Source organism: Novosphingobium aquiterrae, assembly GCF_042434435.1.
Classification (GTDB): Bacteria; Pseudomonadota; Alphaproteobacteria; order Sphingomonadales; family Sphingomonadaceae; genus Novosphingobium; species Novosphingobium aquiterrae.
The window spans coordinates 427,651-449,875 of sequence record NZ_JBHLTL010000004.1; the positions used below are offsets into that span (position 1 = coordinate 427,651).

Below are 22,225 nucleotides of genomic sequence, written 5' to 3' on the forward strand. Positions count from 1 at the left end.
AGCCCAGCAGAGTAGGCCAGACGATGGAAATCGAGGAAACCCCGCCGGAACGGCCCTTCATCCTGGCCAAATGCCGGATGAAATCGGGCATGGTCGCCGAAGTGCGGGTGCTCGACCTGTCGATCGTCGGCTGCATGATCGCGCGCGAGGCGATCTCGTTCGAAGTGGACGGACGCGTGCTGGTGCGCTTGCCCGGGCTGGAATACATGCCGTCGAAAGTGCTGTGGATCGAGGACGGGCTGGTCGGGATCGAGTTCGAGCGTGACCTGCATGATGCGGTCTACGATCGGCTGATGCCGTCGCTGCGTCCCGCCGCGCGCGCCGCCTAAACAGCCTTTACATCGCCCCGCAGCCTCGCCATAGGCTGCGGCATGACCCTCGCGCTTGGCCTTACCCTGCGACTTATCCGCCCTTGGGCGTAGGCTGGCGTGCGACCTGATCGGCACGCAGCGCCGCTCAAGGGAAAGTGAACACCGCCTTCACCGTCGCACAAGCCAAAGCCGAGACACCGTAATGAGCATGCTCAAGACCCCCGGGGACAAGTACCGCCCCTTCCCGCCGATCAACCTGCCCGACCGGCAGTGGCCCAGCCGTGCCATCACGCAGGCGCCGCGCTGGCTTTCCACCGATCTGCGCGACGGCAACCAGGCGCTGATCGATCCGATGGGTGCCGAAAAGAAAAGCCGGTTCTTCGATCTGTTGCTCAAGGTCGGAGTCAAGGAGATCGAAGTCGGCTTCCCCGCCTCGGGCGCAACCGATTTCGATTTCATCTCTGGCCTGGTCAAGGACGGACGCATCCCCGATGACGTGATCGTCCAGGTCCTGACCCAGTCGCGCCGCGACCTGATCGAGACCAGCTTTGCCAGCCTGGAAGGCGCCCACAGCGCCATCGTCCACCTCTACAACGCGGTCTCGCCGGTATGGCGCAAGGTCGTGTTCGGGATGGACAAGGACCAGATCAAGGCGATAGCGATCGAAGGGGCGAAGGTGCTGCGCGACCAGGCGGCGAAATATCACGGCACCGACTGGCGCTTCGAATACAGCCCGGAAACCTTCTCCACCGCCGAAGTCGAATATTCGGTCGAGGTCTGCGCCGCGGTGATGGACGTGCTGCAGCCGACCCCGGACAAGCCGATCATTTTCAACCTGCCCGCAACGGTCGAATGCGCCACCCCCAACATCTATGCCGACCAGGTCGAACTGTTCGGGCGGATGATCCCCAACCGCGACAGCGTGGTGATCAGCCTGCACACCCATAACGATCGCGGCACCGGCATCGCCGCCTGCGAACTGGGGCTGATGGCCGGCGGCGACCGGGTCGAAGGCTGTCTGTTCGGCAATGGTGAGCGCACCGGCAACTGCGATCTCGTTACCGTCGCGCTCAACATGTACACCCAGGGCGTCGATCCGGAGCTCGATTTCTCCGACATCGACGCGATCGCCAAGACGGTTGAATACTGCAACCAGCTGCCGATCCACCCGCGCCATCCCTATGTCGGCGAACTGGTCTACACCTCGTTTTCGGGCAGCCACCAGGACGCGATCAAGAAGGGCTTTGCCGCGATGGAGGCGAAGAACGATCCGGTCTGGGAAATGCCTTACCTGCCGATCGATCCGGCCGACCTGGGGCGCAGTTACGAAGCGGTGATTCGGGTCAATTCGCAATCGGGCAAGGGCGGCTTCGCCTGGGTGCTCGAACAGGACCAGGGGCTCAAGCTGCCCAAGAAGATGCAGGCGCATTTCTCGACCCAGGTCCAGGCGCTGGCCGACGAGCTGGGCCGCGAACTGTTTGCCGAGGATATCTGGGCGGTGTTCCAGCGGACCTACAAGCTCAACACTCCGCAGCATTTCCAGCTGATCGACTACGAGGAATCGAAGGCCCCCGACGGCACCCGGCTGTTCGCCGGCAAGATCGCCCTCGACGGCAAGGAGCAATCGGTCTCGGGTCGCGGCAACGGGCTTATCAGCTCGGTGGTAGGCACGCTGCGCGACGCCTTCGGGGTCGTGCTTGAGGTCAAGGACTATTCGGAACACGCCATGACCGCCGGATCGGACGCGCGCGCCGCTGCCTACGTCGAATGCGTCGGCGCAGACGGCAAGACGATCTGGGGCGTCGGCATCGACGAGGATGTGGCGACTGCCAGCGTCCGGGCGGTGCTCAGCGCGGCGAACGGTGTCGCCTGACGTTTGCGGTTGAGCCCCGCCGGCAGGGAGGGGGTGGAGCTGCCGACGGGGCTCGTTGCGGCGCGCGACGGTGCGGCCGTGCGCGAGCGTTCAGGCTAGGGCAGCAGGACGCGGTCGATCACGTGGATCACACCGTTCGACTGCATCACGTTGGCCGTGGTAACGGTCGAAACACCGCCCTTGGCATCGACCAGGACGATGTTCTTGCCCATCTTCTTGGCGGTCAGCTTGGCGCCGTTGACCGTGGTGATCGTCGCCTTGCCCTTGCCCTTCGCAATCATGCTGACCAGTTGACCACTGGTCACGCGCCCGGCGACGACGTGATAGGTCAGCACCGCGGTCAGCGTGCCCTTGTTTTCGGGCTTGAGCAGCGTGTCGACCGTGCCGGCGGGCAGACGATCGAAGGCAGCATTGGTCGGCGCGAAGACGGTGAACGGTCCCGGACCAGACAGCGTTTCGACCAGGCCAGCGGCCTTGACCGCGGCGACCAGCGTGGTGTGATCCTTCGAATTGACGGCATTTTCGATGATGTTCTTGGTGGGATACATCGCGGCGCCGCCAACCATCGGGTTACCGCCGTGCATGCCGTGCATGTTTCCGGCAAGTGCCGGGGCGACCATCAGCGACAGCGCGGTCGCGGCGAATGCAAGCTTGAGCTTCATCAGGGATACTCCTTGGATGCCGGGCGTCCAATCGCTCCAGCAGCCAAGTTACGTCGCCACCGGCGCGGCGGATGCATGGCTCACGAAAAAATTACGTCTCGACCAACTTTCCGCTGGCGACGATCGGCCCGGTGGCATGTCCTGTCGGCGATCCACCGACCGGCTCCAGCGAGATTGCAAAGGTCGCCCCCGCCGCCACCAAACGCGCCTGGGCCGGGGCAAGCTGGTGCGTTACCGGCTTGTGCGCGTCGATCACGCCAAGTGATACGGCTTCGCTTGATCCCACAGGGATAACCCACAGTTCGGCGTCGCCCTTGCCGGGATCCAGTTGGACCGGAGCGACGGTCAATCGCCGGGTCGTCATGTCATAGCTGATTGCCAGCGCGCTGCCCTTCTCACCCGAAAGGCTGGCAACAGCTGGCGCAGCGGGTGCCGGTGGCAATTCGATCTGCGGGCGCTGGGCCAGCATGAACAAGGTCACGGCACTAACCACTGCAAGCCCACCGCTGATCAGCTTCCAGCGCAGCACGCCACGCGGGTTGTCGTTCTGCGGCAACCGGGCAGCAATTCGCGGCCACAAATCGGGCGAGGGCTCCGCACCCAGCGTTGAGGTCAGCCCGGCAAAGTGCATTTCCCACCAGGCCACGCGCTCGGCAAAGGCCGGGTCCGCAGCGCGTCTGGCGGCTGCCGCCGGATCACCCGCCAGGCCAAGCGCCAGCTCCGCCGCCATCAGGTCGTCGTCGTCGCTCATGCCAGGACCAGTCATGTCAGGCACTCCCGCAATTTGAGCAAGGCGCGGCGGATCCGGCTTTTCACGGTGCCGAGCGGCATGGCCGCACGCTCCGCCAGATCGGCGTAGGTCGTCCCTTCGAAAAAGGCCGTGCGGATCATCGCCGCGTCGCTTTTCGCCAGGGACTGGATGCAGTGTTCGATTCGTCCGTCCTCATCCTGCGCGATCAGGCCGGCTTCGGCATCGGGCGTACTGTCAGCCACATCATCGGCCAGTTCCAGCGGTGCAGTAGGACGACGCCCCGAGCGGCGCAGCAGATCGATCGCGCGGTTGCGGGTCAGCGTGGCGAGCCAGGTGACCGGATTGCCCCGCGCCGGATCGAAGCTGCCGGCGCGGTGCCAGATGGTCAGAAATACGTCCTGCATCGCGTCCTCCGCATCGGCCCGTTCGCCGAAGATACGCAGGCAAATGCCGAAAAGCTTCCGCGAGGTGCGGCGATAGACCTCTTGCAGCGCGTCGCGGTCCTGCAGGGCGACACGGGTCAGCGCGCGGGCAAGCGCCGCGCGTTCAAGCGAAGCTGGCGGTTCGAGGGGCTCAGGCGGCATCAGGCTCGTGCGGATAGCAGCCGCCGCATCCGCTGGCCATGCCCTATCCCGGCGTCAGCACCATCTTGAGCGCCCCGGCCTCGCGCGCTTCGAACAGGCGGTAGGCCTCGGCCCCCTCGCTCAGTGGCAGGCGGTGGCTGATGTAGCGTTCGGGTTTGAGTCGGCCCGACTGGACCAGCGGGAACAGCGCGGGCAGTTCCTCGGGTACCGAGCAGGTTCCGGCGCGGAAGGTCAGCCCGGCGGCGAAGGCGCGTTCGAGCGGGAAGGCATAGCGGCGGCTTTGCTGCACCCCGATCACCGAGACGGTACCGCGCCGCGCCACCAGCCGCAGCGCGAGATCAACCGTCGCATCGCTGCCGACCACTTCGACCACACATTCGAGTTTGGCCCCGCGGGTGTCTTCCTTGATCCGGTCGAGCGCCTCTTCGGGGTGGAGCACGATCGCCCCGGTGTGCGCGGTCATCGCCCGGCGCTCGGCAATCGGGTCGATCGCATAGACCACGTGCGCGCCCATCACGAAGGCGCTCTCGACCGCCATCAGCCCGATCGGCCCGAGCCCGATCACTGCCACCGACGAACCCGGCCGGATATCCGCCCGCCGCGCGCCGTACCACGCGGTGGCCATGGCGTCGGTCATCATCAGCGCCTGTTCCATCGAGACGCCATCGGGCACCTTGACCGCGTTCATGTCCGCCGCGGGCACCCGCACCGCCTCGGCCTGCGAGCCCTGCAGCTTGGCCGACAGCCCGTAGCAGGCACCCAGCCCGAACTCGCAGTTGGCGACATTGCCGGCCAGGCACGAGCGGCACGCGCCGCAGCCCACCGCGGCGGGCAGCATGACCTTGTCGCCGACCTTGACCCGCTGCACTGCGCGGCCGACCTCGACCACTTCGCCCACTGCCTCGTGCCCGACGCAGAAGCCCATGTCCTCGGAAAAGCCGTGGCCGTGGTAGATGTGCAGGTCCGATCCGCAGATCGAACAGGCGGTGACCTTGACCACGGCATCGCGGTCCGATTCGGGCACCGGATCGTCCATCGCCTCGAAGCGCACGTCGCGCGCGCCGTGGTATCGCAGAGCTTTCATCATCGCATCCTTGTCAAATTCGCCGCTCGCGCCCTTCCCAGAAGGGTTCGCGCAGCTTGCGCTTGAAAATCTTGCCCGAATCCTCGCGCGGCAGACCGTCCGCGAAGTCGATCCGGCGCGGCACCTTGTAGCCGGTCAGCACCTTGCGCAGTTCGGCCTGAAGCCCCGCAGCAGTCAGCACCGCGCCCGGCGACGGCTGGACCACCGCCATCACGCTTTCGCCGAATTCCTCGTCGGGAATGCCGAACACCGCGCAGTCGGCCACGCCGGGCAGCTTGTGCAGTTCGGCCTCGATCTCGGCCGGGTAAATGTTCGCCCCGCCCGAGATGATCATGTCGTTGATCCGGTCGCACAGGTAGAGGAACCCGTCGGCGTCGAAATAGCCCATGTCGCCGGGGGTCACGAGGCCGTACTTTTCCATCGAGGCGCGCTTTTCCGGGGCGTTCTGGTAAGTGAAATCGATGCCGTAGCTGTTGCGGCCCATCACCTCGCCGATGGTTCCGGCCGGAACGTCCTGCCCCGCATCGTCGACCACGCGCACGGTCGCCCCGGGCATGACCTTGCCGACAGAGCCCGGATGGGCCAGCCATTCCGCCGACGACAGGCTGGTGACATTGCCCATCTCGGTTGATCCGTAATATTCCCAGATCACCGGCCCCCACCAGTCGATCATCGCCCGCTTGACCGGCGGCGGGCACGGCGCGGCGGCGTGGGTGACGAACTGCAGGCTTGAGAGGTCGTACTTGCGCTTCACCTCGTCAGGCAGGCGCAGCAGCCGGTTGAACATGATCGGGACCATGTTGAGGTGGGTGATCCCCTCCTTCTCGATCAGCGCCAGCAGGGCCTCGGCATCGAAGCGCGGGCAGATCACCACATTGGCCCCGACCCGGATCGAGAAGGCCGAATGGGCATTGGGCGCGGAGTGATAGACCGGGCCGATCACCGCGGTGGTGATCGTCGCCGGATCGCGCGTGCCGGCCAGCACCTCGGCATAGCCATAGGAACCGGCGAGCATCGCGCTGACCGCCTGGTTCTGTTCCTCGGTAAAGGCCGGGCGGGTCACACCCTTGGGCCGCCCGGTGGTGCCTGAGGTGTAGATGATCGAACTGGGCGCGATCCCCGCCTCGCCCGGCCACGGATCGGCCGCATCGACCAGGTCGGCCCACAGCGGCAGCCCGGCGGGATTTGGGACTGGTCCCAGACCATAGGCCTCGCGCACTTCAGGCGGGGTTTCGACGATCACCACCGGCAGCCCAGCGGGAATCGCGTCCTTGATCGGCGGATAGAGATCGGCGTGGATCAGCAGCAGTTTCACCCCGCTGTCGGTCAGCAGGTAATTGGCCTCGTCCACCGTGTAGTGCCAGTTGACCGGGACAGGGTAGATGCCAAGCATTCCCGCGCCGAACACCGCCTCGAAATAGGCCAGGTCGTTGCGCAAGTAGAGCGCAATGCCGTCGCCCTTGCCCACGCCCAGCGCGGAAATTGCCGCAGCTGCACGGCGCGCGCGCTGATCGAACTGATCGCCCGTCAGGACCCGGTTGCCGCTCTTGACCCAGCCCATGCCCTCGCTCCCGTCAGAAGATGGTATAGCCGCCGTCGATCACGATCGTGTCGCCGGTGTGATGGCGCGCTCCCCGGCTGGCGAGGTAGACGGCGATTGCCGAAAAGTCGGATCCGTCGAGCCAGTCGCCGGTCGGCACACGGCCGATCACCGCCTCGGTGAACCTGTCCCAGCCCTGCAGCCGCTCGGTCATGCCCGAACGGGTCCAGCCCGGCAGGATCGAATTGGCGGTGATGCCATAGCGCGCCAGCTCGACCGCCATGGCCCGAATCATCGTCACCACCGCGCCTTTGGTCGCGGCATAGTGCTCGTTGCGCGCCGCCCCGTGGATCGCCGAGGTCGAGGAGATGCCGACCAACGATCCGCCGCCGTCGCCGGCTTCATGCCGCGCGATCATGTGGCGCGCCGCCTCGCGCAGGGTGAACAGCACCCCGTGGACATTGACCGCCTCGATCCGGCGGAAATCGTCCTCGGTGATGTCGAACACGCTTTTGCGCGAGATCGAGATCCCGGCATTGGCAATCGCCTGATCGATCCGTCCGAACTCGTCGACGATGGCCTGGACGCCCGCGGCGACCGCCGCTTCATCCGACACGTCGATCTGGGCGTGGCGTACTTCGCCGCCATGCGCGCGCAGCCGCTCGGCAGCTTCCGCGTTGCGCTGGGCATTGGTACCCCAGATCACCACGGCGGCACCGTGCTGGGCCAGCCCTTCGGCCATGCCCAGCCCGATACCATTGTTGCCGCCGGTGACCAGCGCCACCTTGCCGGTCAGATCGAACAGCGAAGCCATGGCCTAACGCTCGTTCATCGCGACATATTCCTTGATCTTGGCCTTGCCGAGTTGGCTCATGTGGACCTCGTCCGGCCCGTCGGCGATGCGCACGAAGCGGTTGAGCGTGAAGAACCGGGCGATCGGCGTATCGTCCGAAACCCCCATCCCGCCGTGGACCTGGATCGCGCGGTCGCACACGGTCTGCGCCATCTGCGGTGCGACCACCTTGATCGCGGCGATCAGATCCTTGGCGACCTTGTTGCCATAACGGTCCATCGCGTCGGCCGCCTTCAAGGTCAGCAGGCGCGACATTTCGATCTCGCAAAAGCTCTTGGCGATGTCCTGGCGAATGCTCGACTGGTCGGCCAGCTTCTTGCCAAAGGCGACCCGGCTGTCAGCGCGGCGCGCCATGATCTCAAGCGCGCGCTGGGCCTGGCCGATCGAGCGCATGCAGTGATGGATCCGGCCCGGCCCGAGGCGGCCCTGCGCGATCTCGAAACCGCGGCCCTCGCCAAGGATCAGGTTGCCCTTGGGTACCCGGACATTATCGAAGCGCAGTTCGCTCTCGCCGCCGGGCGAATTGTGCGATCCAAACACGGTCTGGTGGCGCACGATGGTGATTCCGGGCGTATTCGGCTCGACCAGGATCTGCGAATGCTGGGCGTGGCGCGGGGCGTTGAAATCGGTCTTGCCCATCACGATCCAGATGTCGCAGCGCGGATGCATCGCGTTGGAAATCCACCACTTGCGCCCGTTGAGGACGTAGTCGTCGCCGTCGGGGGTGATCGACAGTTCAAGATTGGTCGCGTCGGACGAGGCGACTTGCGGCTCGGTCATTACATAGGCCGAACGGATGGTGCCATCGAGCAGCGGCTTGAGCCACTTTTCCTGCTGTTCGGGCGAACCGAACTTGGCCAGCACTTCCATGTTGCCGGTATCGGGGGCCGAACAGTTGAGCACCTGGCTCGACCACGGCACCCGGCCCAGGAGCTCGGCAATCGGCGCATATTCGAGGTTGGTCAGCCCCGGCGAGAATGCGCCGTATTCGTGCGGCAGGAACAGGTTCCACAGCCCCGCGGCGCGCGCCTTGTCCTTGAGCGGTTCCATCCCCGGCCATTCCTTCCACAGGTTGGCGGGATCGGTGATGTAGTCGTGATAGTCCTGCTCGGCCGGGTAGATATGCTGGTCCATGAAGGCGCTGACCTTGGCCAGCAGATCCTTGACCTTGTCGCTGTGTTCGAAGTTCATGTTGGTGCCTTTTCTAAAGGGAGAGGCCGCCATCGACCACCAGGGTGTGCCCGGTGACGTAGGAAGCAAGCGGGGAAGCAAGGAAGATCGCGGCGCCGGCCATGTCGGCCGGGGTGCCCATCCGCCCGTCGGGAATGCGCGCCAGGGCGCCGGCGAGCCGGTCGGGATGATCGGTGGTGACCTTGGTCAGCTTGGTATCGACCAGGCCCGGGGCAAGGCCGTTGACCCGGATGCCCAGCGGTGCCCAGGCTTGGCCCAGGGTCTTGGTCAGGCTGATCGCACCGGCTTTCGATGCAGCATAAGCCGGATTGCCGACATTGGCCTTGAGCCCGGAGATCGAACTGACGATCACGATGCTGCCTTTGGCCGCCGCCAGCTGGTCGCGGAAATGGTTGGCGCAGTGCATCAGGCTGTCGAGGTTGACCGCCATGACGTGATCCCACCCGGCCCGCTGAAATTCGCCGCGCTTGTAGACCACCGTGCCCTGGCACAGCACCAGCACGTCGAGCGAGTCGAACGGCAATGGCGCGGCGGCGATCGCATCGGGATCGCCGACATCGACGCAGGTGTAGCCCAGACCGCTCAGGTCCGATCCGTCCGCGGGATCGTAATCGACGGCGCTGGCCCGGGTGCCCCAGACATGGACCTGTGCGCCGCGCTGGGCGAAGCCGTGGGCAATGCCGTTGCCGATCCCGCTTGATCCGCCGACGACAAGCACGCGCTTGCCGGTAAAGTCGGTGTCGCCTTGCACCCTCTTCTCCACATCGTTTGTTTATCCATTTGGATAATGCAATTGACGTAAGGCGAAGTCAAACTAAGAATTGCACCATGGCCAGCACTGCCCTGCCCGCGCGATCCGACGCAGCCGAACACCTCAAGGCGGTGGCGCTGCGGCTGTTCGCCCAGCGCGGGATCGACGGGGTGACCGTGCGGCAGATCGCCGCCGCCGCCGGGCAGAAGAACCACGCGGTGGTCGGCTATTACTTCGGATCGAAGGAAGACCTGATCCGCGCGGTGATCGTCGACGGGGCGCGGCGGATTGACGACCAGCGCAATGCCTGGCTCGACGCGGTCGAGGCCGCGGGCGGCCCGCGCTCGGTCGGCGAGGTGATCGAGGGCCTGGTGCGCACCTCGCTCGATCCCGATCCGCCCGAATGGGGCGAATGCTACAACCGCTTTGTCGTCGGCCTGGGCCTGGCCCATCGCATGGTCTTCATGGACGCGCTCGAAGGACGCTGGAACTCGGGCTACCAGCGCTGCTTCGAACACGTGCGCCAGTTGATGCCGCGGGTCGCGCGCAAGGAGCTCAACCAGCGGCTGCTGTTCATGGGCTCGGCGCTCGGGGCCATCCTTGCCGCGCGCGAGGCCGAGCTGGCCGACCGCTCGCGCCCCCATCCGACCTGGAGCGCCGATGCGACTTTGACCCGCATCGCCCGCTCGCTCACCGCGATGGTTGAAATCGACGACTGAGACCCGCACAACGCAGCACAACGACAAAACGAGAGAGGAATGGACATGAGCGAAGCGATCCTCGAGCCCGAACTGCCGATCATCGATCCGCACCACCACTTGTGGGACCTGCGCCCGCTGCTAGGGGGCTTTCCCGAACCGCTGCACCCGTTCCTCGCCGCGATCGCACTGTCGCCGTACTACACCTTCAACGAGCTGCACGCCGACGCTACCAGCGGCCATAACGTGATCGGGACGGTGTTCATGGAATGCGGTGCGTTCTACCGCGCCGGGGCCAGCGACGCGCTGAAGGTTCTGGGCGAGGTCGAATATGTCGCCGGCGTCGCCGCGCAGAGCGCCAGCGGGCTCTATGGCGACACGCGGCTGTGCGCGGCGATCATCGGCCACGCCGACCTGACCCAGGGCAGCGCGGCGGGCGCGGTGCTCGACGCGCTGATGGCGGCCAGCCCGCGCTTCAAGGGCATCCGCCACGCCGCCGCCTGGGACGCCGATCCCGAAGTGCTCGGCCCGCCGTTCCACGCGCCCAAGGGGCTCTATCACGACGCCACCTTCCGTGAGGGCTTTGCCGAGCTTGGCAAGCGCGGCCTGACCTTCGATGCCTGGCTGCTCGAACCGCAGCTCGGCGATGTGCTCAGCCTGGCCCGCGCTTTCCCCGATCAGCCGATCTGCCTCGATCACTGCGGCACCCCGCTGGGCATGGGCAGCTATCACGGCAAGCTGCACGAACGCTTCGACGTGTGGCGGGCGATGATCAAGGATCTAGCCGCTTGCCCCAATGTCTCGGTCAAGCTGGGCGGTCTGGCCATGTCCTTCGCCGGGATGCCCGATCACGGCCCCGCCGCCGGGCTTTCGTCCGAAGTGTTGGCGGCGATGTGGCGGCCCTATATCGAAACCTGCATCGAGGCGTTCGGGCCGAGCCGGGCGATGTTCGAGAGCAATTACCCGGTCGACAAATGGGGGGCGAGCTATGCCGTGCTGTGGAACGCCTTCAAGCGCCTGACCCACGGCGCCAGCGCCGATGACAAGCGCGCGCTCTATGCCGGAACGGCGGCGCGGTTCTATGGGCTTGAGCACCTGCTGACCTGACCGTGGCCGCAATCCACCTTCCCCGCGCGATGCGCATCGGCGGCGGCGTGCTGGCCGAACTGCCCGATGTGCTCGCGCAGTTCGGACTCAGCCGCCCGCTGATCCTGACCGACGCGTGGCTGGCGCAGTCGGGCGTGCTCGAGCGGGTCGAGCACTTGCTGGCCCAGGCCGGAATTGCCGCGCGCAGCTTCACCGGGGTGGTCCCCGATCCGACCGTCGCCTCGGTCGAGGCGGCGCTGGCCTTCCTGCGCGAAGGGAACCACGACTGCGTCATCGGCCTGGGCGGCGGCAGCCCGATCGACACCGCCAAGATCGTCGCAGTCAAAGCGCTGCGCGACGCCCCGGTCAGCGCGTTCAAGGCCCCGCACCAGGAGGACGCCCCGGCGCTGCCGATCGTCGCCGTGCCGACCACCGCCGGGACCGGCAGCGAAGCGACCCGCTTCACCGTCATCACCGACGAAGCGACCGACGAAAAGATGCTCTGCGCCGGCCTCGCCTATCTGCCGACCATCGCGGTGATCGACTACGAACTGACCCTGACCAAGCCGGCACGGCTGACCGCCGATACCGGGATCGACAGCCTGGTCCACGCAATCGAGGCCTATGTCTCGAAGCGCGCCAACCCCTTCGCCGACCAGGCCGCGCTGACCGCGATGCGGCTGATCTGGCCCAACTTGGCCGTCGCCTGCGCCGACCCCGGCAATCGGGCGGCGCGCGAGGCGCTGATGCTCGGCGCGCTGCACGGCGGGATCGCCTTTTCCAACAGCTCGGTCGCGCTGGTCCACGGGATGAGCCGGCCCATAGGCGCGCACTTCCACGTCAGCCACGGCCTCAGCAACGCCATGCTGATGCCGGTGGTCACCGCCTGGAGCGCCCGCGCCGCCCTGCCCCGCTACGCCGCCTGCGCCCGCACCATGGGCGTGGCAGGCGATGCGGAAAGCGACCAGAGCGCGGTCGGCCGACTGGTCGAGGCGCTGCACCAGATCAACGCCGACCTGTCCGTGCCCAGCCCCAAGGCCTACGGCATCGACAAGGCCCGCTGGGACGACCTGCTGCCGCTGATGGCCGAACAGGCACTGGCGAGCGGCAGTCCGGGGAACAATCCAAGGGTGCCCGAGGCGAAGGAGATTGTCGGGCTGTACCGGGCGGCGTGGGGTTAATGCTCTGATGCAACTATGACATGCACTGACGATGCGACCCCCAATTGCCGAAAATCGATGAGCCGCACCGTATGTTGAGTCGCTTCACCGATACGGCGTTAGGGCAATCAACTGGCCCCGCGCCTTGGCGCCAGCCGTGAAGGCCCCGCCATCGGTCGCGACATACAGAACATCGCGATCAGCAGCGCCACTGCCGAAGCAGATATCCGTAGCACCGACAATTTGCTGACGCGCGTCGGCAACAGTGGTTCGCCTTCCATTGGGTTCGACCCGAACTACGGTATTGTAAGGATGGGTCGTAACGAACAGCGATCCGTCCTTTGCCACCGCGAAGTCATCGCCCGGAATGCCGCGGGCGATAAGGCTGGCGGGGCCAAAGGTGCCATTGGGCATTGCGGAGAATTTGAGGATCTCGGTCGAATCCGAAACGGTCACGATCAAGTCTCTGCCGCGAAAATGCAGACCGTTTGCACCCGGCGCGAGTGCAACAAACGGGCGAGCCGACAGGCGCTTGTTGCGAATGGCGACGTCGAACTTGCCCGAAACCGGATCGATCCGCCAGATCAGTCCAAGGTTGCTATCGGCCGAATAGAGCATGCCATCAGGTCCGAAATCGAGCCCATTGGGCCAGGCACCGCTTGGCATGGTTGCGATCTTGGCGGCTTCCCCTTGCGGGCTGATCCGCCAAATTCCGGGGCTGCGGCCGTTGCTGGTCATGTAGATTGTCGCATCGGAAGCAATGGCCATTACCCCCGCGGTCGAGCCGACCGGAGTCGTGAATACTATCCGCTCAGTGCCATCTGAATGGCGCGCGATGATCTGGCCTTGGGCTTTGCGGTAGTATTCTCTGTCGGTGAAATCGAGACCGGCATTGGCAGCCAGATAGAGCGTACCCATCGGCCCCGCCCTGACGCTTTCGAAGCCTACGCCGGCATCATAGGTCTTGATAACCTGCGCCGGTATCGGCTGATAGACCAGCGCGTCGGCCTTCGGCAGCGCCAGCACTCTTAGGCCCAGCGGTTGCAGGATTGCTGCACCGAGTGACCCCACGACCACCAGGCTCAGCGCGATCCAGTTCGGCCGCTCACCCCGAAGCCGGGTGGCTCCAGCCAGCGTACCGGCCACCGCCACCGCCAGCATCGCGGCGAAAAAGGCCACAATCGGAACCAGTGTCGCGACGATCATCCCGATACCCGGCAGCGCAGTTGCGACTGCCACAACAATCCTCATCAGCCGCGAAATCGGCGGCGGCAGCAAGAACGAGCGCCGAGCGACAAGAACAGCAAACGCTCCCGCCAGCAGAATCGCCGCGACACCCAATTCCAAAACAGTAAGCAAATAGATCATGTCATGAACTCCAATAGGAAGCTACCGATAAACCGAATTAGAGAGACAAGCCGAGCCGCCCTACGTTCAGTAGGAAGCTATCTTATAAACCAAAAAGGGGGGCGCTATGAACCTATGGTATCGAGATTGTGCTCGACCCGTTTCAATGCGTGCATGAACTCTGCCCGTTGACTGTCGGTGAAGCCTTTGAACATCCGGCCCACCAATCGGTCACCAGCCTGGCAAAACTCATCCGAGGCGCAGAGCACACGGGCCTTGGCCGACATATGGATCGTCTTGGTCCTTGCATCGGCCCCATCGGTCCGGCGCTCAACCAGCCCTTCCCGCTCGAGAACGTCCAGAATATTGGTCAGCGTCGGCGAGGCGATTGCCAGCCGCTCCTGCAACGCACGGTGAGGCAACCCATCGCTGTGGAGCAGGATCTGCAGAACATCGAATTGCGCACTGGTCAGATTGAATTCACGCACAGTCCGATCCAGCGCATGCCGCAGCGCAAGATAGGCTTTTTTGAGTTCGAGAGTGGGATGCGACATTCCGGTAGGATGCTACTGAATTGGCCGCATGTCAAATGGAAAGTTCAAACCGCAGCCGATAGCCGAACGGTTTTGCGGTCAGCGGTCGAGTCAAACAACCTCCAGTGCCTCAAACGCCAGCGGCACGCTTTCCAGCATGATCCCGTCGCCCACTTCAACCATTCCACTAGTCACCACCACTGCCATCACCCCGGCCTTGCGGATCAGGCTGCCGTCCGCCGCCTTGTCCAGCGTGGCGGCCATCAGGCCTTTGGCGAGGCTGTCGATCTGAACGCAGGGGTTGCGCAGGCCGGTAATCTCGATCACCGCCTCGGCTCCCAGCCGCAGGCGGGTGCCGGCGGAGAGGCCGAGCAGGTCGATCCCGCGGGTGGTGATGTTCTCGCCCAGTTGGCCGGGCGCAACAGCAAAGCCCTTGGTGGCCAGTTCATCGAACAGTTCGGCGTGGATCAGGTGGACCTGGCGCAGGTTGGGCTGGCCGGGATCCCGGGCGATCCGCGACAAGTGCTGGACGGTGCGCCCGGCGTGGGCATCGCCCTCCACCCCCAGCCCGGCCAGCAAGGTCAATCGCTGGCACGGCTGCTTGGAAAAGCGGTGCGCGGCGTCGCGGGCCAAGGCGATCACGGTGGGGTGCATGGGATCAGCCTAAGGCAATCGCCCTGCCTGCCAAAGGTCAATTCTGCCCCGATCGGTGAGACTCTTGCGGTGGCCATTTTCCTACATCGCGCCTGCGCGTTACGTTGCGCGGCATGACTTATCGTGATTTCGCCGGACCTAACGCCTCTACTCCCTTCCCCGGTGGGGAAGGGTCGGGATGGGGGTTCCACGCAGGCATTCATGCGCGGCCTGGCGGCCACGCTCCCCCACCCCAACCCCTCCCCGCCGGGGAGGGGCTCTTCTGACCGTACTCAATTCAGGCCGAGCGCGGCGGAAATTGACACAAGGTAACGCCCGGGTTTCCCCCGGCATGCACCCTGTGAACTCTGTCAAGTTCCAGCCCCTCGACAGCGGCAATCAAGTCTCATAGTAAAACCGAAACCGTCAGAGGATGAACCACCCACATGCCGCTTCCCGCCCCGTTCGATCGCCTGCGCCTGCCCGTCATCGGCTCTCCGCTGTTCATCATTTCCGGCCCGGATCTGGTCATCGCGCAGTGCAAGGCGGGGATCATCGGCAGCTTTCCGGCGCTCAACGCGCGGCCCTCGGGCGTGCTCGACGAATGGCTGCACCGCATCACCGAGGAACTGGCGGCGCACAACCGCGACAATCCCGATCGCCCCGCCGCGCCCTATGCGGTCAACCAGATCGTCCACAAGTCGAACAACCGGCTGGAGGAAGACATCGAGGTCTGCGCCAAGTGGCAGGTACCGATGACCATCACCTCGCTGGGTGCACGTGAAGACATCAACAATGCGGTCCACGCCTGGGGCGGGATCGTGCTGCATGACGTGATCAATGATCGCTTTGCCCGCAAGGCGATCGAAAAGGGTGCCGACGGGCTGATCCCGGTCGCCGCCGGCGCTGGCGGCCACGCCGGGGTGCTCTCACCCTTCGCGATGATGCAGGAAATCCGCCAGTGGTTCGACGGGCTGATCGCGCTGTCGGGCGCGATTGCCTGCGGCCGCTCGGTGCTTGCCGCGCAGGCGATGGGGGCGGACTTTGCCTATATCGGCAGCGCCTGGATCGCCACCAAGGAAGCCAATGCGGTCGAAGGCTACAAGACCGCGATTGTCGAAGGCCGGGCCGACGACATCGTCTATTCCAACCTGTTCACCGGGGTCCACGGCAATTACCTGCGGCCCTCGATCGTCGCTGCCGGGCTCGATCCCGACAATCTGCCGGTCAGCGATCCCAGCGCGATGAATTTTGGCTCCGGCGGCAATACCGAGGCCAAGGCGTGGAAAGACATCTGGGGTTCTGGCCAGGGCATCGGCGCCGTCAGCGCGGTTGAAAGCGTGGCTGACCGGGTCGACCGGCTTGAAGCGGAATACGATGCGGCCCGGCGCGAACTGGCCGACAAGGCGCGGATGACGCTGGCTTAGGCGGGTTCGAGCGCGGTTGCCGGCCACAGCTGGTCGGTCATCGCGTCGAGCAGGGCGAAATCGATGCCGCTGCCCAGCGGATCGTGGCGGTTGAGCTTCAGCCGGCGCTGCTGATCCATCAGGCGGCGGCGCAAGGCGCGCTGAAGCAGTTCGAGCCGGTCGAGCGTGTCCTGAAGCGCCACTTCGGGCGCGCGTAAACGCGTGATGGACCAGCCCTGTTCGATCTGGCCCACCCGCTCGATCACCAGCTCGTTATAGCTGCGGTGCGGGCCGCGGTGCAGCGGCAAGCCGACCCGCAAGGCGGCATCGTCATTGGCCGGGAGCAGCAGACCGTTGTGGCGAAAGTCCTCGAAGCACAATCGCTCACGCCCGATCGCGCTGAGCATCGGCCGCAGGCTGGCCTGGCTCAGAATCTGGCGGGGGAGGATGTGATGGCGCTGCAGACCGGGATCGTAATCGGGCGCATCGCGGCGATTGACAGCGCGGAAACTGATCCGCCGGCGCAGACCATGCCGCAAGGCCGGACGCAGGCCGGATCCGCCGCGCGTAAGGTCAGACAAAACAGTGCCCCCGGAAAACCGTGCCGGTCATTTGCGGACCATGACCCGCAGTTGTTCGCCGCCGCGGACCGGCACGGCCAGCAGCGTTTCCCCGTCGCTTCCGGCGAATTCCTTGGGTTCGCTCAGTGGCCCGTTGCTGATCAGTTCATGGATCAGGCGCACCGAGATGCGTGCCACGGCACCGGCGGAGATGTTGCGTTCCGGCTCAAAGCGCAGCTCCTGCCCGATCAGCAGGCCAAGCCCGAGTGAGACCATCGCCCCGTTGCTTTCGCGGCGCAGCGAGGTGAGACCCAGCGCCGGGAACGCCCCGCCGCCCAGCCAGTCGCCCACGACCTGGCGGTAATAGGCAGGCTTCATCCAGCTGCCCGCCGGCTGCCAGCAGACTGCACGGACATCGGGCAGCGCGGCGAAGCGCATGCCGATCGCTGCCATGATGCGCACCACCGGCAACATCCCCTTGCCCTCGGCAATGTGATTGCCCGGGCGCAGCGATACGGCTTCTCCCTCTGGAGCGACATCGAGACCGAGCAGCGCCCCGCGGGCAGGCAGGGCGGTGCCGTCTGCCGGGACCAGCCCGGCGCAGTCGAAGGTCAGACCGCTCGAGAGCAATTCGAGCCAGCCTTCCGCCGGATCCGGACGATGGCTGACACCGAACCCGCCAACCGAAGCATCAGCCGCGCCGGCGGTGGTTATGGCTTCCGCGTCCGGACGCCGTCCCTGCGCAAAGACGAACGAAAGGAGAGCGCCGTCGGCAACCTCGCATTTGTTGCGCGCATCTACGATGACTAACCCCCCAAACCGCTAAATCGACAATCTAATGTGTGACACTATTGCAAGAGCTTAGTCGAGTCCCGTCATGGCCAATTGCTCGATTTCGGTGCCATTTGCGATCCCGGTCAAAATAATCCAAGCGCTAGTCCTTCAGCGATTGCTGCCCCGCAATCGCGGCATTCGGACAGGGCCGCGGCAGGAACCAGCTTCGGTGCGACAATCTGTGCGGGCGTCTGCGCGCCCAGATTAACGATCATCGGCGGCGCGACCCGGCGCAGCCGCCAGCCGGTGACAATGCGGTCGATCTGCGCCTGCGCGCCGTGTCCGTCCGACCCGGCCGCGATCATCGTGGCATAGGCCATGCCTTCGATCTGGCCGAGCACGGCGTAGTAACAGCGGTCGAACATCTCCTTCATCGCACCGCTCATCGACGCCAGGTTCTCCGGGCAGACAAAGATCAGGCCGCTCGCTGCAAGCAGATCGGCCGGCTCGACAGATTCGGCAGCCAGCAGGCGGGCACGCCCGGCCGCCCCTGCATAGGCCGCCTCGGCCATTGCCTTTGCGGCACCAGTGCGGCTGTGCCAGATAATCGACAGCATGACGCCTCCTTGTCGCATGGCGGCATTCAAGGCGCTTGCCGCCGCGGCGTCAATCGCGCCGCACCGCGCACTGCCCCTTTGCGCGGCCTGCGCATTGGTCTAGCGCAAGCAGCATGGCGCTTCCCACCACATCCGTCCTTGGCCTCGACCGTTCGCTATCGGGGCGCGTCTGGCATTGGCGCGGCGGCAACATGGATGTGACCGGCGGCACGGTTTCGCTCGACCACGATCTCGTCGCGCAGCTGTTGCTGTCACGCGGGGTCGCGCCCGACGATATCGATCGGCATCGCAACCCATCGCTGCGCAGCTTCCTGCCAGACCCATCGCAGTTCCGTGACATGGATGCCGCCGCCGAACGCATTGCCCAGGCCGTGCTGACCGATGAACGGCTGACTATCTATGGCGACTACGACGTCGACGGGGCAACCAGTGCGGCCTTGCTGATCCGCCTGCTGCGCGCGCTTGGCCTTGAAGCCGGCTACTATATTCCGGACCGGCTGCTTGAGGGATATGGGCCATCCGGCGAGGCGCTCGTTCGCCTGGCCGAACAGGGCTCCAGCCTGATCGTCACCGTCGATTGCGGTGCCATGGCGCATGAAGCACTGGCCATGGCCCATGCTGCCGGGGTCGACGTGATCGTGGTCGACCACCACAAGTGTTCGGCCGAGCTGCCGCGCGCCGCGGCTCTGGTCAATCCAAACCGGCTGGACGAAAGCGATATCGGAGCCGCGCACGGCCACCTCGCCGCGGTTGGCGTGGCCTTTCTGCTGGCGATTGCCGTGGTCCGGACCCTGCGCCAGCGCGGCTTTTTCGCAACGCGTCCGGAGCCCGACCTGTTCGCCCTGCTTGACCTGGTGGCACTGGGCACGGTGGCCGATGTCGCCGCCTTGCACGGGCTTAATCGCGCATTGGTCGCTCAGGGGCTGAAAGTCATGGCACGGCGCGACAGCATCGGCATGGCTGCGTTGATCGATGCCAGCCGCCTGACCCGCGCGCCCACCTGCAGCGATCTGGGTTTTGCCCTTGGTCCGCGAATCAACGCCGGAGGGCGCGTCGGCGAATCAACCCTGGGCGTGCGCCTGCTGACAACCGAAGATCCGGACGAAGCGCAAGCCATCGCGGCGCAGCTGTCCGCGCTCAATGAAGAACGCCGTGCGATCGAGGCGGCGGTCCAGGAAGCCGCAGAAGCCCAGCTTGCAGGACAGCATAACCGCGCAGTCCTGACTCTCGCCGGACGCGGGTGGCACCCCGGCGTGATCGGCATCGTGGCCGGGCGGATCAAGGAAAAGACCGGCAAGCCGACACTTGTCATTGCCCTCGACGCGGACGAGGCCGGCAACGGCAAGGGCTCGGCCCGTTCAATCAGCGGCGTTGATCTTGGCGCAGCAATCATCGCCGCACGCGAACATGGTTTGCTGATTGCCGGCGGCGGCCACGCAATGGCCGCGGGCCTGACGGTAGCTCCCGATCAGCTCGACGCGCTAGGCACATGGCTTGATGGCCAGCTTGGTCAGGCGGTCGCCCATGCCATGGCAAACCCGGCGATGTTGCTCGACATGGCCATTGCGCCGGGCGGGCTGGTACCCGCACTGGTCGAAGCGATGGAGAGCGCAGGGCCATTTGGCATCGGCTGGCCCGGACCGCGTGTGGCGGTCGGCCCGGTGCGGCTGGTCAAAGCGGACATCGTCGGCACCGATCACCTGCGGCTGATCGTGCGCGGGGATGACGGCGCCAGCTTCAAGGCGATCGCCTTTCGCGCCGCGACCAGCGAAATGGGCCAGACGCTGCTGCACGCAACGCACCAGCGCCGGTTGTGGCTGGCCGGCCGGGCCCGGATTGATGACTGGGCCGCGCGACCTGCCGCCGAACTGCACCTTGAGGATGCCGCGTTCTGCGACTGACATAATCTTACGGTGCAGGGCTTGACCCCCATGCCGCCCTTGCCTAAAGGCGCGGGCCTGCCCACAGCGCAGCTGCTGCGGCCCCTTCGTCTAGCGGTTAGGACGCGGCCCTTTCACGGCTGAAACACGGGTTCGATTCCCGTAGGGGTCACCAAGCAGCGCGCCGTGGGCATTTTGATTCTAAGGCCCCTTCGTCTAGCGGTCAGGACGCGGCCCTCTCACGGCTGAAACACGGGTTCGAATCCCGTAGGGGTCACCATAAAATCAATGACTTAGCGATTTGAAATCGCTTTTCGTCGAATAACGATCAAATAAATCTGTGCGGACGCCAGCGGATGCATCGGTCGGAGCGAACGACGCTGGCGGTTGATTCTCCAGGATGCGACCCGTGCATCAACGAGGGAAACCCGCCCTCCAAATGACCGTCGATTGTACGGCTTATTTGACAGCCCTGGGGTTCAAGGTCAGATGCGCCCGCAACTTTTCCCTAATTTTTCAGTCTGATGGAGCGCTAGATCAAGCATCACGCTCGACGGCAAATGCGCTTATTTGATCATTGGCTGACAGCCCAATTTTACGCTGATCGGCTTACGACGGGGTGATCAACGAGCGCTTTGGTGCGCATTTCTGCCGGTTTTCCTGCGCCGAACGAGCAAGCCGTTGAGATAGTGCCAAAGGAAGACCACTGGCAGCACGAGACCTACAATCCAATGAGCCATGCTGGTCCATTGCCTCAAGGTGTCGTCGCCAACGTAGTAGAGCATGTAGCCGCTGGCGATTAGGACGGCGAGGACGGCGCACAGCGCGACGCCCGCAACGCGCTGATGCACGTGGTCCCAGCCTTTTGGTATGTGTGCGACAAACATGCCGCCGATCCCGAGAAGTGCTGGGATCAGGACAAATCCATGGACCTTCATCATCCAAGGCTCGAGCGGATTCATTTCCGGCCCGAACTCCCCCGGCATCTGCCCGAAATAGTGGAGCAGCAGCCAGGCCCCGCCACTCAACCACAGGCACGCGCCGCTGAGACTGAGAAGCCAAATCTGCCAAGTTGCAAGCCGGGCTGTCCTGCGATGAATCATCACGCAGCCTTTCCAAGGTCAGACTCGCGCAAGATGCGACCGCCGTATCTCGTGATCATTTCGTGTGCAATTTCAGGAGCAGCGATTGCAACCTTGGTCAGCGCGTCGGCGATGACACATCGCTCGGCAATGACACTAACCCTGGCGGGAGCCGCCACTGCGACGCGGCCGCGACCAATGTGCGGAGTTCGCAGTCGACCGATTCGCCTGCGACGCCAACCGGCGTTGGACGAGCTGGCAATCGCACAATCGGCAAGGGCAATAGTCATGCCTAGGGCACCATCGCCGTCGCGCAGTTGCACGTTCCACTCGCGCGCGCCGAACATCCGTAAATCGCCGCCCGCGTTCACCAGTGCCTCCGGCACGCCCGCAGTCTTCAAGGCTGCGACGGCCCGATCGACGGCAAATCCCTTGGCGATACCGCCGAGATCGATCAGCATCGCCTTGTGGCAACGCACGCGGCAGTCATCGACGATTTCGATGTCGGCGGATGTGCCCGGACAGGCGAACGGTATCGTACCTTCTGGTCGGGGCAGGAAACCGGAGCGCACCAGTTCATGGCCGATCGTCACATCGAACAGACCGTTTGAATCCCGGTAAAGATCCAGTGCGATTCGCAGCACTTCGACCGTCTGGGGGGCCACCTCCACCACCAGACCGCAGCGTGCGTTTCTAAGCGCCGCCAGATCGCTGTCCTCGTTGTGGAAGGACATTCGCGCATGGACGTCCGCGATTGCAGCGAATGCGCCGTCCACCGCTGCTGCCGCAGCTTCCGGAACGGTGATCTCGACGAATGTGCCAAGCAGCGGTTTGCAGCGGGTAAGCAAC

The 22,225-nt window shown here is 65.0% G+C and carries 24 protein-coding genes and 2 tRNA genes; 10 read left to right on the top strand and 16 right to left on the bottom strand.

Translation table 11 applies throughout. The annotated features are described in order from the left end of the window. Nucleotides 1–23 precede the first annotated feature (23 nt). Nucleotides 24–329, top strand: a complete 306-nt coding sequence (locus ACFFF7_RS08020) for a PilZ domain-containing protein (protein ID WP_379480848.1) — start codon at nt 24–26, stop codon at nt 327–329. Between the two features lie 184 nt (nt 330–513). Next, nucleotides 514–2,184, top strand: a complete 1,671-nt coding sequence (gene leuA, locus ACFFF7_RS08025; RefSeq protein WP_379480849.1) for a 2-isopropylmalate synthase — start codon at nt 514–516, stop codon at nt 2,182–2,184. A gap of 95 nt (nt 2,185–2,279) precedes the next feature. Here the strand turns inward: leuA and ACFFF7_RS08030 are convergent, their stop codons facing one another. From ACFFF7_RS08030 to ACFFF7_RS08065, 8 genes are all read right to left on the bottom strand, one after another. Then, nucleotides 2,280–2,846 carry a fasciclin domain-containing protein gene (locus ACFFF7_RS08030; protein WP_379480850.1) on the bottom strand — a complete coding sequence of 189 codons (567 nt, stop codon included), beginning with the start codon at nt 2,844–2,846 and terminating at the stop codon, nt 2,280–2,282. 91 nt (nt 2,847–2,937) lie between these two features. Beyond that, on the bottom strand, nt 2,938–3,597 hold the full coding sequence (locus tag ACFFF7_RS08035) for an anti-sigma factor (protein ID WP_379480851.1): 660 nt from the start codon (nt 3,595–3,597) through the stop codon (nt 2,938–2,940). 11 nt (nt 3,598–3,608) lie between these two features. Next, nucleotides 3,609–4,181, bottom strand: a complete 573-nt coding sequence (locus ACFFF7_RS08040) for a sigma-70 family RNA polymerase sigma factor (RefSeq protein ID WP_379480852.1) — start codon at nt 4,179–4,181, stop codon at nt 3,609–3,611. Between the two features lie 43 nt (nt 4,182–4,224). After that, nucleotides 4,225–5,265, bottom strand: a complete 1,041-nt coding sequence (locus tag ACFFF7_RS08045; RefSeq protein WP_379480853.1) for an alcohol dehydrogenase family protein — start codon at nt 5,263–5,265, stop codon at nt 4,225–4,227. A 13-nt stretch (nt 5,266–5,278) separates the two neighbouring features. After that, entirely contained in the window at nt 5,279–6,826 is a 1,548-nt protein-coding gene (locus tag ACFFF7_RS08050; RefSeq protein WP_379480854.1) for an acyl-CoA synthetase, read from the bottom strand. Between the two features lie 13 nt (nt 6,827–6,839). Next, nucleotides 6,840–7,619 carry an SDR family NAD(P)-dependent oxidoreductase gene (locus ACFFF7_RS08055; protein ID WP_379480855.1) on the bottom strand — a complete coding sequence of 260 codons (780 nt, stop codon included), beginning with the start codon at nt 7,617–7,619 and terminating at the stop codon, nt 6,840–6,842. A gap of 3 nt (nt 7,620–7,622) precedes the next feature. Next, a complete protein-coding gene (locus ACFFF7_RS08060) occupies nt 7,623–8,849 on the bottom strand; it encodes an acyl-CoA dehydrogenase family protein (protein ID WP_379480856.1) in 1,227 nt (408 codons plus the stop codon). Nucleotides 8,850–8,862: 13 nt separating this feature from the next. Next, complete coding sequence (locus tag ACFFF7_RS08065) at nt 8,863–9,600, bottom strand: SDR family NAD(P)-dependent oxidoreductase (protein ID WP_379480857.1); 738 nt, start codon at nt 9,598–9,600, stop codon at nt 8,863–8,865. 77 nt (nt 9,601–9,677) lie between these two features. On the opposite strand from ACFFF7_RS08065, the gene ACFFF7_RS08070 reads away from it, so the two are divergent. From ACFFF7_RS08070 to ACFFF7_RS08080, 3 genes are read left to right on the top strand one after another with little or no spacing between them, the layout of a single operon-like run. Next, nucleotides 9,678–10,319 carry a TetR family transcriptional regulator gene (locus ACFFF7_RS08070; protein ID WP_379480858.1) on the top strand — a complete coding sequence of 214 codons (642 nt, stop codon included), beginning with the start codon at nt 9,678–9,680 and terminating at the stop codon, nt 10,317–10,319. A 45-nt stretch (nt 10,320–10,364) separates the two neighbouring features. Continuing rightward, nucleotides 10,365–11,405, top strand: coding sequence for an amidohydrolase family protein (locus ACFFF7_RS08075; protein ID WP_379480859.1), 1,041 nt, complete (start codon nt 10,365–10,367; stop codon nt 11,403–11,405). A 2-nt stretch (nt 11,406–11,407) separates the two neighbouring features. Beyond that, complete coding sequence (locus tag ACFFF7_RS08080) at nt 11,408–12,565, top strand: iron-containing alcohol dehydrogenase (RefSeq protein ID WP_379480860.1); 1,158 nt, start codon at nt 11,408–11,410, stop codon at nt 12,563–12,565. Nucleotides 12,566–12,649: 84 nt separating this feature from the next. On the opposite strand, the gene ACFFF7_RS08085 is transcribed toward ACFFF7_RS08080, so the two are convergent. From ACFFF7_RS08085 to ACFFF7_RS08095, 3 genes are all read right to left on the bottom strand, one after another. Next, entirely contained in the window at nt 12,650–13,912 is a 1,263-nt protein-coding gene (locus ACFFF7_RS08085; RefSeq protein ID WP_379480861.1) for an SMP-30/gluconolactonase/LRE family protein, read from the bottom strand. Between the two features lie 104 nt (nt 13,913–14,016). After that, complete coding sequence (locus ACFFF7_RS08090) at nt 14,017–14,445, bottom strand: MarR family winged helix-turn-helix transcriptional regulator (protein WP_379480862.1); 429 nt, start codon at nt 14,443–14,445, stop codon at nt 14,017–14,019. A gap of 90 nt (nt 14,446–14,535) precedes the next feature. Further along, nucleotides 14,536–15,078: an MOSC domain-containing protein gene (locus ACFFF7_RS08095; protein WP_379480863.1), complete on the bottom strand. Its 543-nt coding sequence runs from the start codon at nt 15,076–15,078 to the stop codon at nt 14,536–14,538. Between the two features lie 425 nt (nt 15,079–15,503). Between ACFFF7_RS08095 and ACFFF7_RS08100 the strand changes: the two genes are divergently transcribed. Continuing rightward, nucleotides 15,504–16,484, top strand: coding sequence for an NAD(P)H-dependent flavin oxidoreductase (locus ACFFF7_RS08100; RefSeq protein ID WP_379480864.1), 981 nt, complete (start codon nt 15,504–15,506; stop codon nt 16,482–16,484). On the opposite strand, the gene ACFFF7_RS08105 is transcribed toward ACFFF7_RS08100, so the two are convergent. After that, nucleotides 16,481–17,044 carry an AHH domain-containing protein gene (locus tag ACFFF7_RS08105; protein ID WP_379480865.1) on the bottom strand — a complete coding sequence of 188 codons (564 nt, stop codon included), beginning with the start codon at nt 17,042–17,044 and terminating at the stop codon, nt 16,481–16,483. The two genes, ACFFF7_RS08100 and ACFFF7_RS08105, sit on opposite strands and share 4 nt — an antisense overlap. A 27-nt stretch (nt 17,045–17,071) precedes the next feature. After that, entirely contained in the window at nt 17,072–17,653 is a 582-nt protein-coding gene (locus tag ACFFF7_RS08110) for a hypothetical protein (RefSeq protein ID WP_379480866.1), read from the bottom strand. Nucleotides 17,654–17,683: 30 nt separating this feature from the next. On the opposite strand from ACFFF7_RS08110, the gene ACFFF7_RS08115 reads away from it, so the two are divergent. Next, the gene (locus ACFFF7_RS08115) at nt 17,684–17,833 is read left to right on the top strand and encodes a hypothetical protein (RefSeq protein ID WP_379480867.1); all 150 of its coding nucleotides are present in this window, start codon (nt 17,684–17,686) and stop codon (nt 17,831–17,833) included. 107 nt (nt 17,834–17,940) lie between these two features. Here the strand turns inward: ACFFF7_RS08115 and ACFFF7_RS08120 are convergent, their stop codons facing one another. Next, on the bottom strand, nt 17,941–18,414 hold the full coding sequence (locus ACFFF7_RS08120; RefSeq protein WP_379480868.1) for an NAD(P)H-dependent oxidoreductase: 474 nt from the start codon (nt 18,412–18,414) through the stop codon (nt 17,941–17,943). A gap of 113 nt (nt 18,415–18,527) precedes the next feature. Here ACFFF7_RS08120 and recJ point away from each other — a divergent pair, with 113 nt between their 5' ends. From recJ to ACFFF7_RS08135, 3 genes are all read left to right on the top strand, one after another. Continuing rightward, on the top strand, nt 18,528–20,315 hold the full coding sequence (gene recJ / locus ACFFF7_RS08125; protein ID WP_379480869.1) for a single-stranded-DNA-specific exonuclease RecJ: 1,788 nt from the start codon (nt 18,528–18,530) through the stop codon (nt 20,313–20,315). A 79-nt stretch (nt 20,316–20,394) separates the two neighbouring features. Then, nucleotides 20,395–20,469 (top strand) — tRNA-Glu (locus ACFFF7_RS08130). Nucleotides 20,470–20,499: 30 nt separating this feature from the next. Next, nucleotides 20,500–20,574 (top strand) — tRNA-Glu (locus ACFFF7_RS08135). Between the two features lie 343 nt (nt 20,575–20,917). Here the strand turns inward: ACFFF7_RS08135 and ACFFF7_RS08140 are convergent. Together ACFFF7_RS08140 and ACFFF7_RS08145 are read right to left on the bottom strand one after the other, a co-directional pair. Further along, a complete protein-coding gene (locus ACFFF7_RS08140) occupies nt 20,918–21,397 on the bottom strand; it encodes a hypothetical protein (protein ID WP_379480946.1) in 480 nt (159 codons plus the stop codon). Then, nucleotides 21,397–22,224: an FAD:protein FMN transferase gene (locus tag ACFFF7_RS08145; RefSeq protein ID WP_379480870.1), complete on the bottom strand. Its 828-nt coding sequence runs from the start codon at nt 22,222–22,224 to the stop codon at nt 21,397–21,399. The genes ACFFF7_RS08140 and ACFFF7_RS08145 overlap by 1 nt, the downstream gene beginning before the upstream one ends. Nucleotide 22,225 lies beyond the last annotated feature (1 nt).

Excerpts from the sequence above, each read along its gene's own strand:
- ACFFF7_RS08070 (WP_379480858.1), top strand. The coding sequence starts at position 9,678 with ATGGCCAGCACTGCCCTGCCCGCGCGATCCGACGCAGCCGAACACCTC.
- ACFFF7_RS08090 (WP_379480862.1), bottom strand. The coding sequence starts at position 14,445 with ATGTCGCATCCCACTCTCGAACTCAAAAAAGCCTATCTTGCGCTGCGG.
- ACFFF7_RS08035 (WP_379480851.1), bottom strand. The coding sequence starts at position 3,597 with ATGAGCGACGACGACGACCTGATGGCGGCGGAGCTGGCGCTTGGCCTG.
- ACFFF7_RS08020 (WP_379480848.1), top strand. The coding sequence starts at position 24 with ATGGAAATCGAGGAAACCCCGCCGGAACGGCCCTTCATCCTGGCCAAA.
- ACFFF7_RS08120 (WP_379480868.1), bottom strand. The coding sequence starts at position 18,414 with ATGCTGTCGATTATCTGGCACAGCCGCACTGGTGCCGCAAAGGCAATG.
- ACFFF7_RS08100 (WP_379480864.1), top strand. The coding sequence starts at position 15,504 with ATGCCGCTTCCCGCCCCGTTCGATCGCCTGCGCCTGCCCGTCATCGGC.
- leuA (WP_379480849.1), top strand. The coding sequence starts at position 514 with ATGAGCATGCTCAAGACCCCCGGGGACAAGTACCGCCCCTTCCCGCCG.
- ACFFF7_RS08040 (WP_379480852.1), bottom strand. The coding sequence starts at position 4,181 with ATGCCGCCTGAGCCCCTCGAACCGCCAGCTTCGCTTGAACGCGCGGCG.
- ACFFF7_RS08030 (WP_379480850.1), bottom strand. The coding sequence starts at position 2,846 with ATGAAGCTCAAGCTTGCATTCGCCGCGACCGCGCTGTCGCTGATGGTC.
- ACFFF7_RS08045 (WP_379480853.1), bottom strand. The coding sequence starts at position 5,265 with ATGAAAGCTCTGCGATACCACGGCGCGCGCGACGTGCGCTTCGAGGCG.
- ACFFF7_RS08085 (WP_379480861.1), bottom strand. The coding sequence starts at position 13,912 with ATGATCTATTTGCTTACTGTTTTGGAATTGGGTGTCGCGGCGATTCTG.
- ACFFF7_RS08055 (WP_379480855.1), bottom strand. The coding sequence starts at position 7,619 with ATGGCTTCGCTGTTCGATCTGACCGGCAAGGTGGCGCTGGTCACCGGC.
- recJ (WP_379480869.1), top strand. The coding sequence starts at position 18,528 with ATGGCGCTTCCCACCACATCCGTCCTTGGCCTCGACCGTTCGCTATCG.
- ACFFF7_RS08050 (WP_379480854.1), bottom strand. The coding sequence starts at position 6,826 with ATGGGCTGGGTCAAGAGCGGCAACCGGGTCCTGACGGGCGATCAGTTC.
- ACFFF7_RS08140 (WP_379480946.1), bottom strand. The coding sequence starts at position 21,397 with ATGATTCATCGCAGGACAGCCCGGCTTGCAACTTGGCAGATTTGGCTT.
- ACFFF7_RS08060 (WP_379480856.1), bottom strand. The coding sequence starts at position 8,849 with ATGAACTTCGAACACAGCGACAAGGTCAAGGATCTGCTGGCCAAGGTC.
- ACFFF7_RS08095 (WP_379480863.1), bottom strand. The coding sequence starts at position 15,078 with ATGCACCCCACCGTGATCGCCTTGGCCCGCGACGCCGCGCACCGCTTT.
- ACFFF7_RS08075 (WP_379480859.1), top strand. The coding sequence starts at position 10,365 with ATGAGCGAAGCGATCCTCGAGCCCGAACTGCCGATCATCGATCCGCAC.
- ACFFF7_RS08115 (WP_379480867.1), top strand. The coding sequence starts at position 17,684 with ATGGCTGACACCGAACCCGCCAACCGAAGCATCAGCCGCGCCGGCGGT.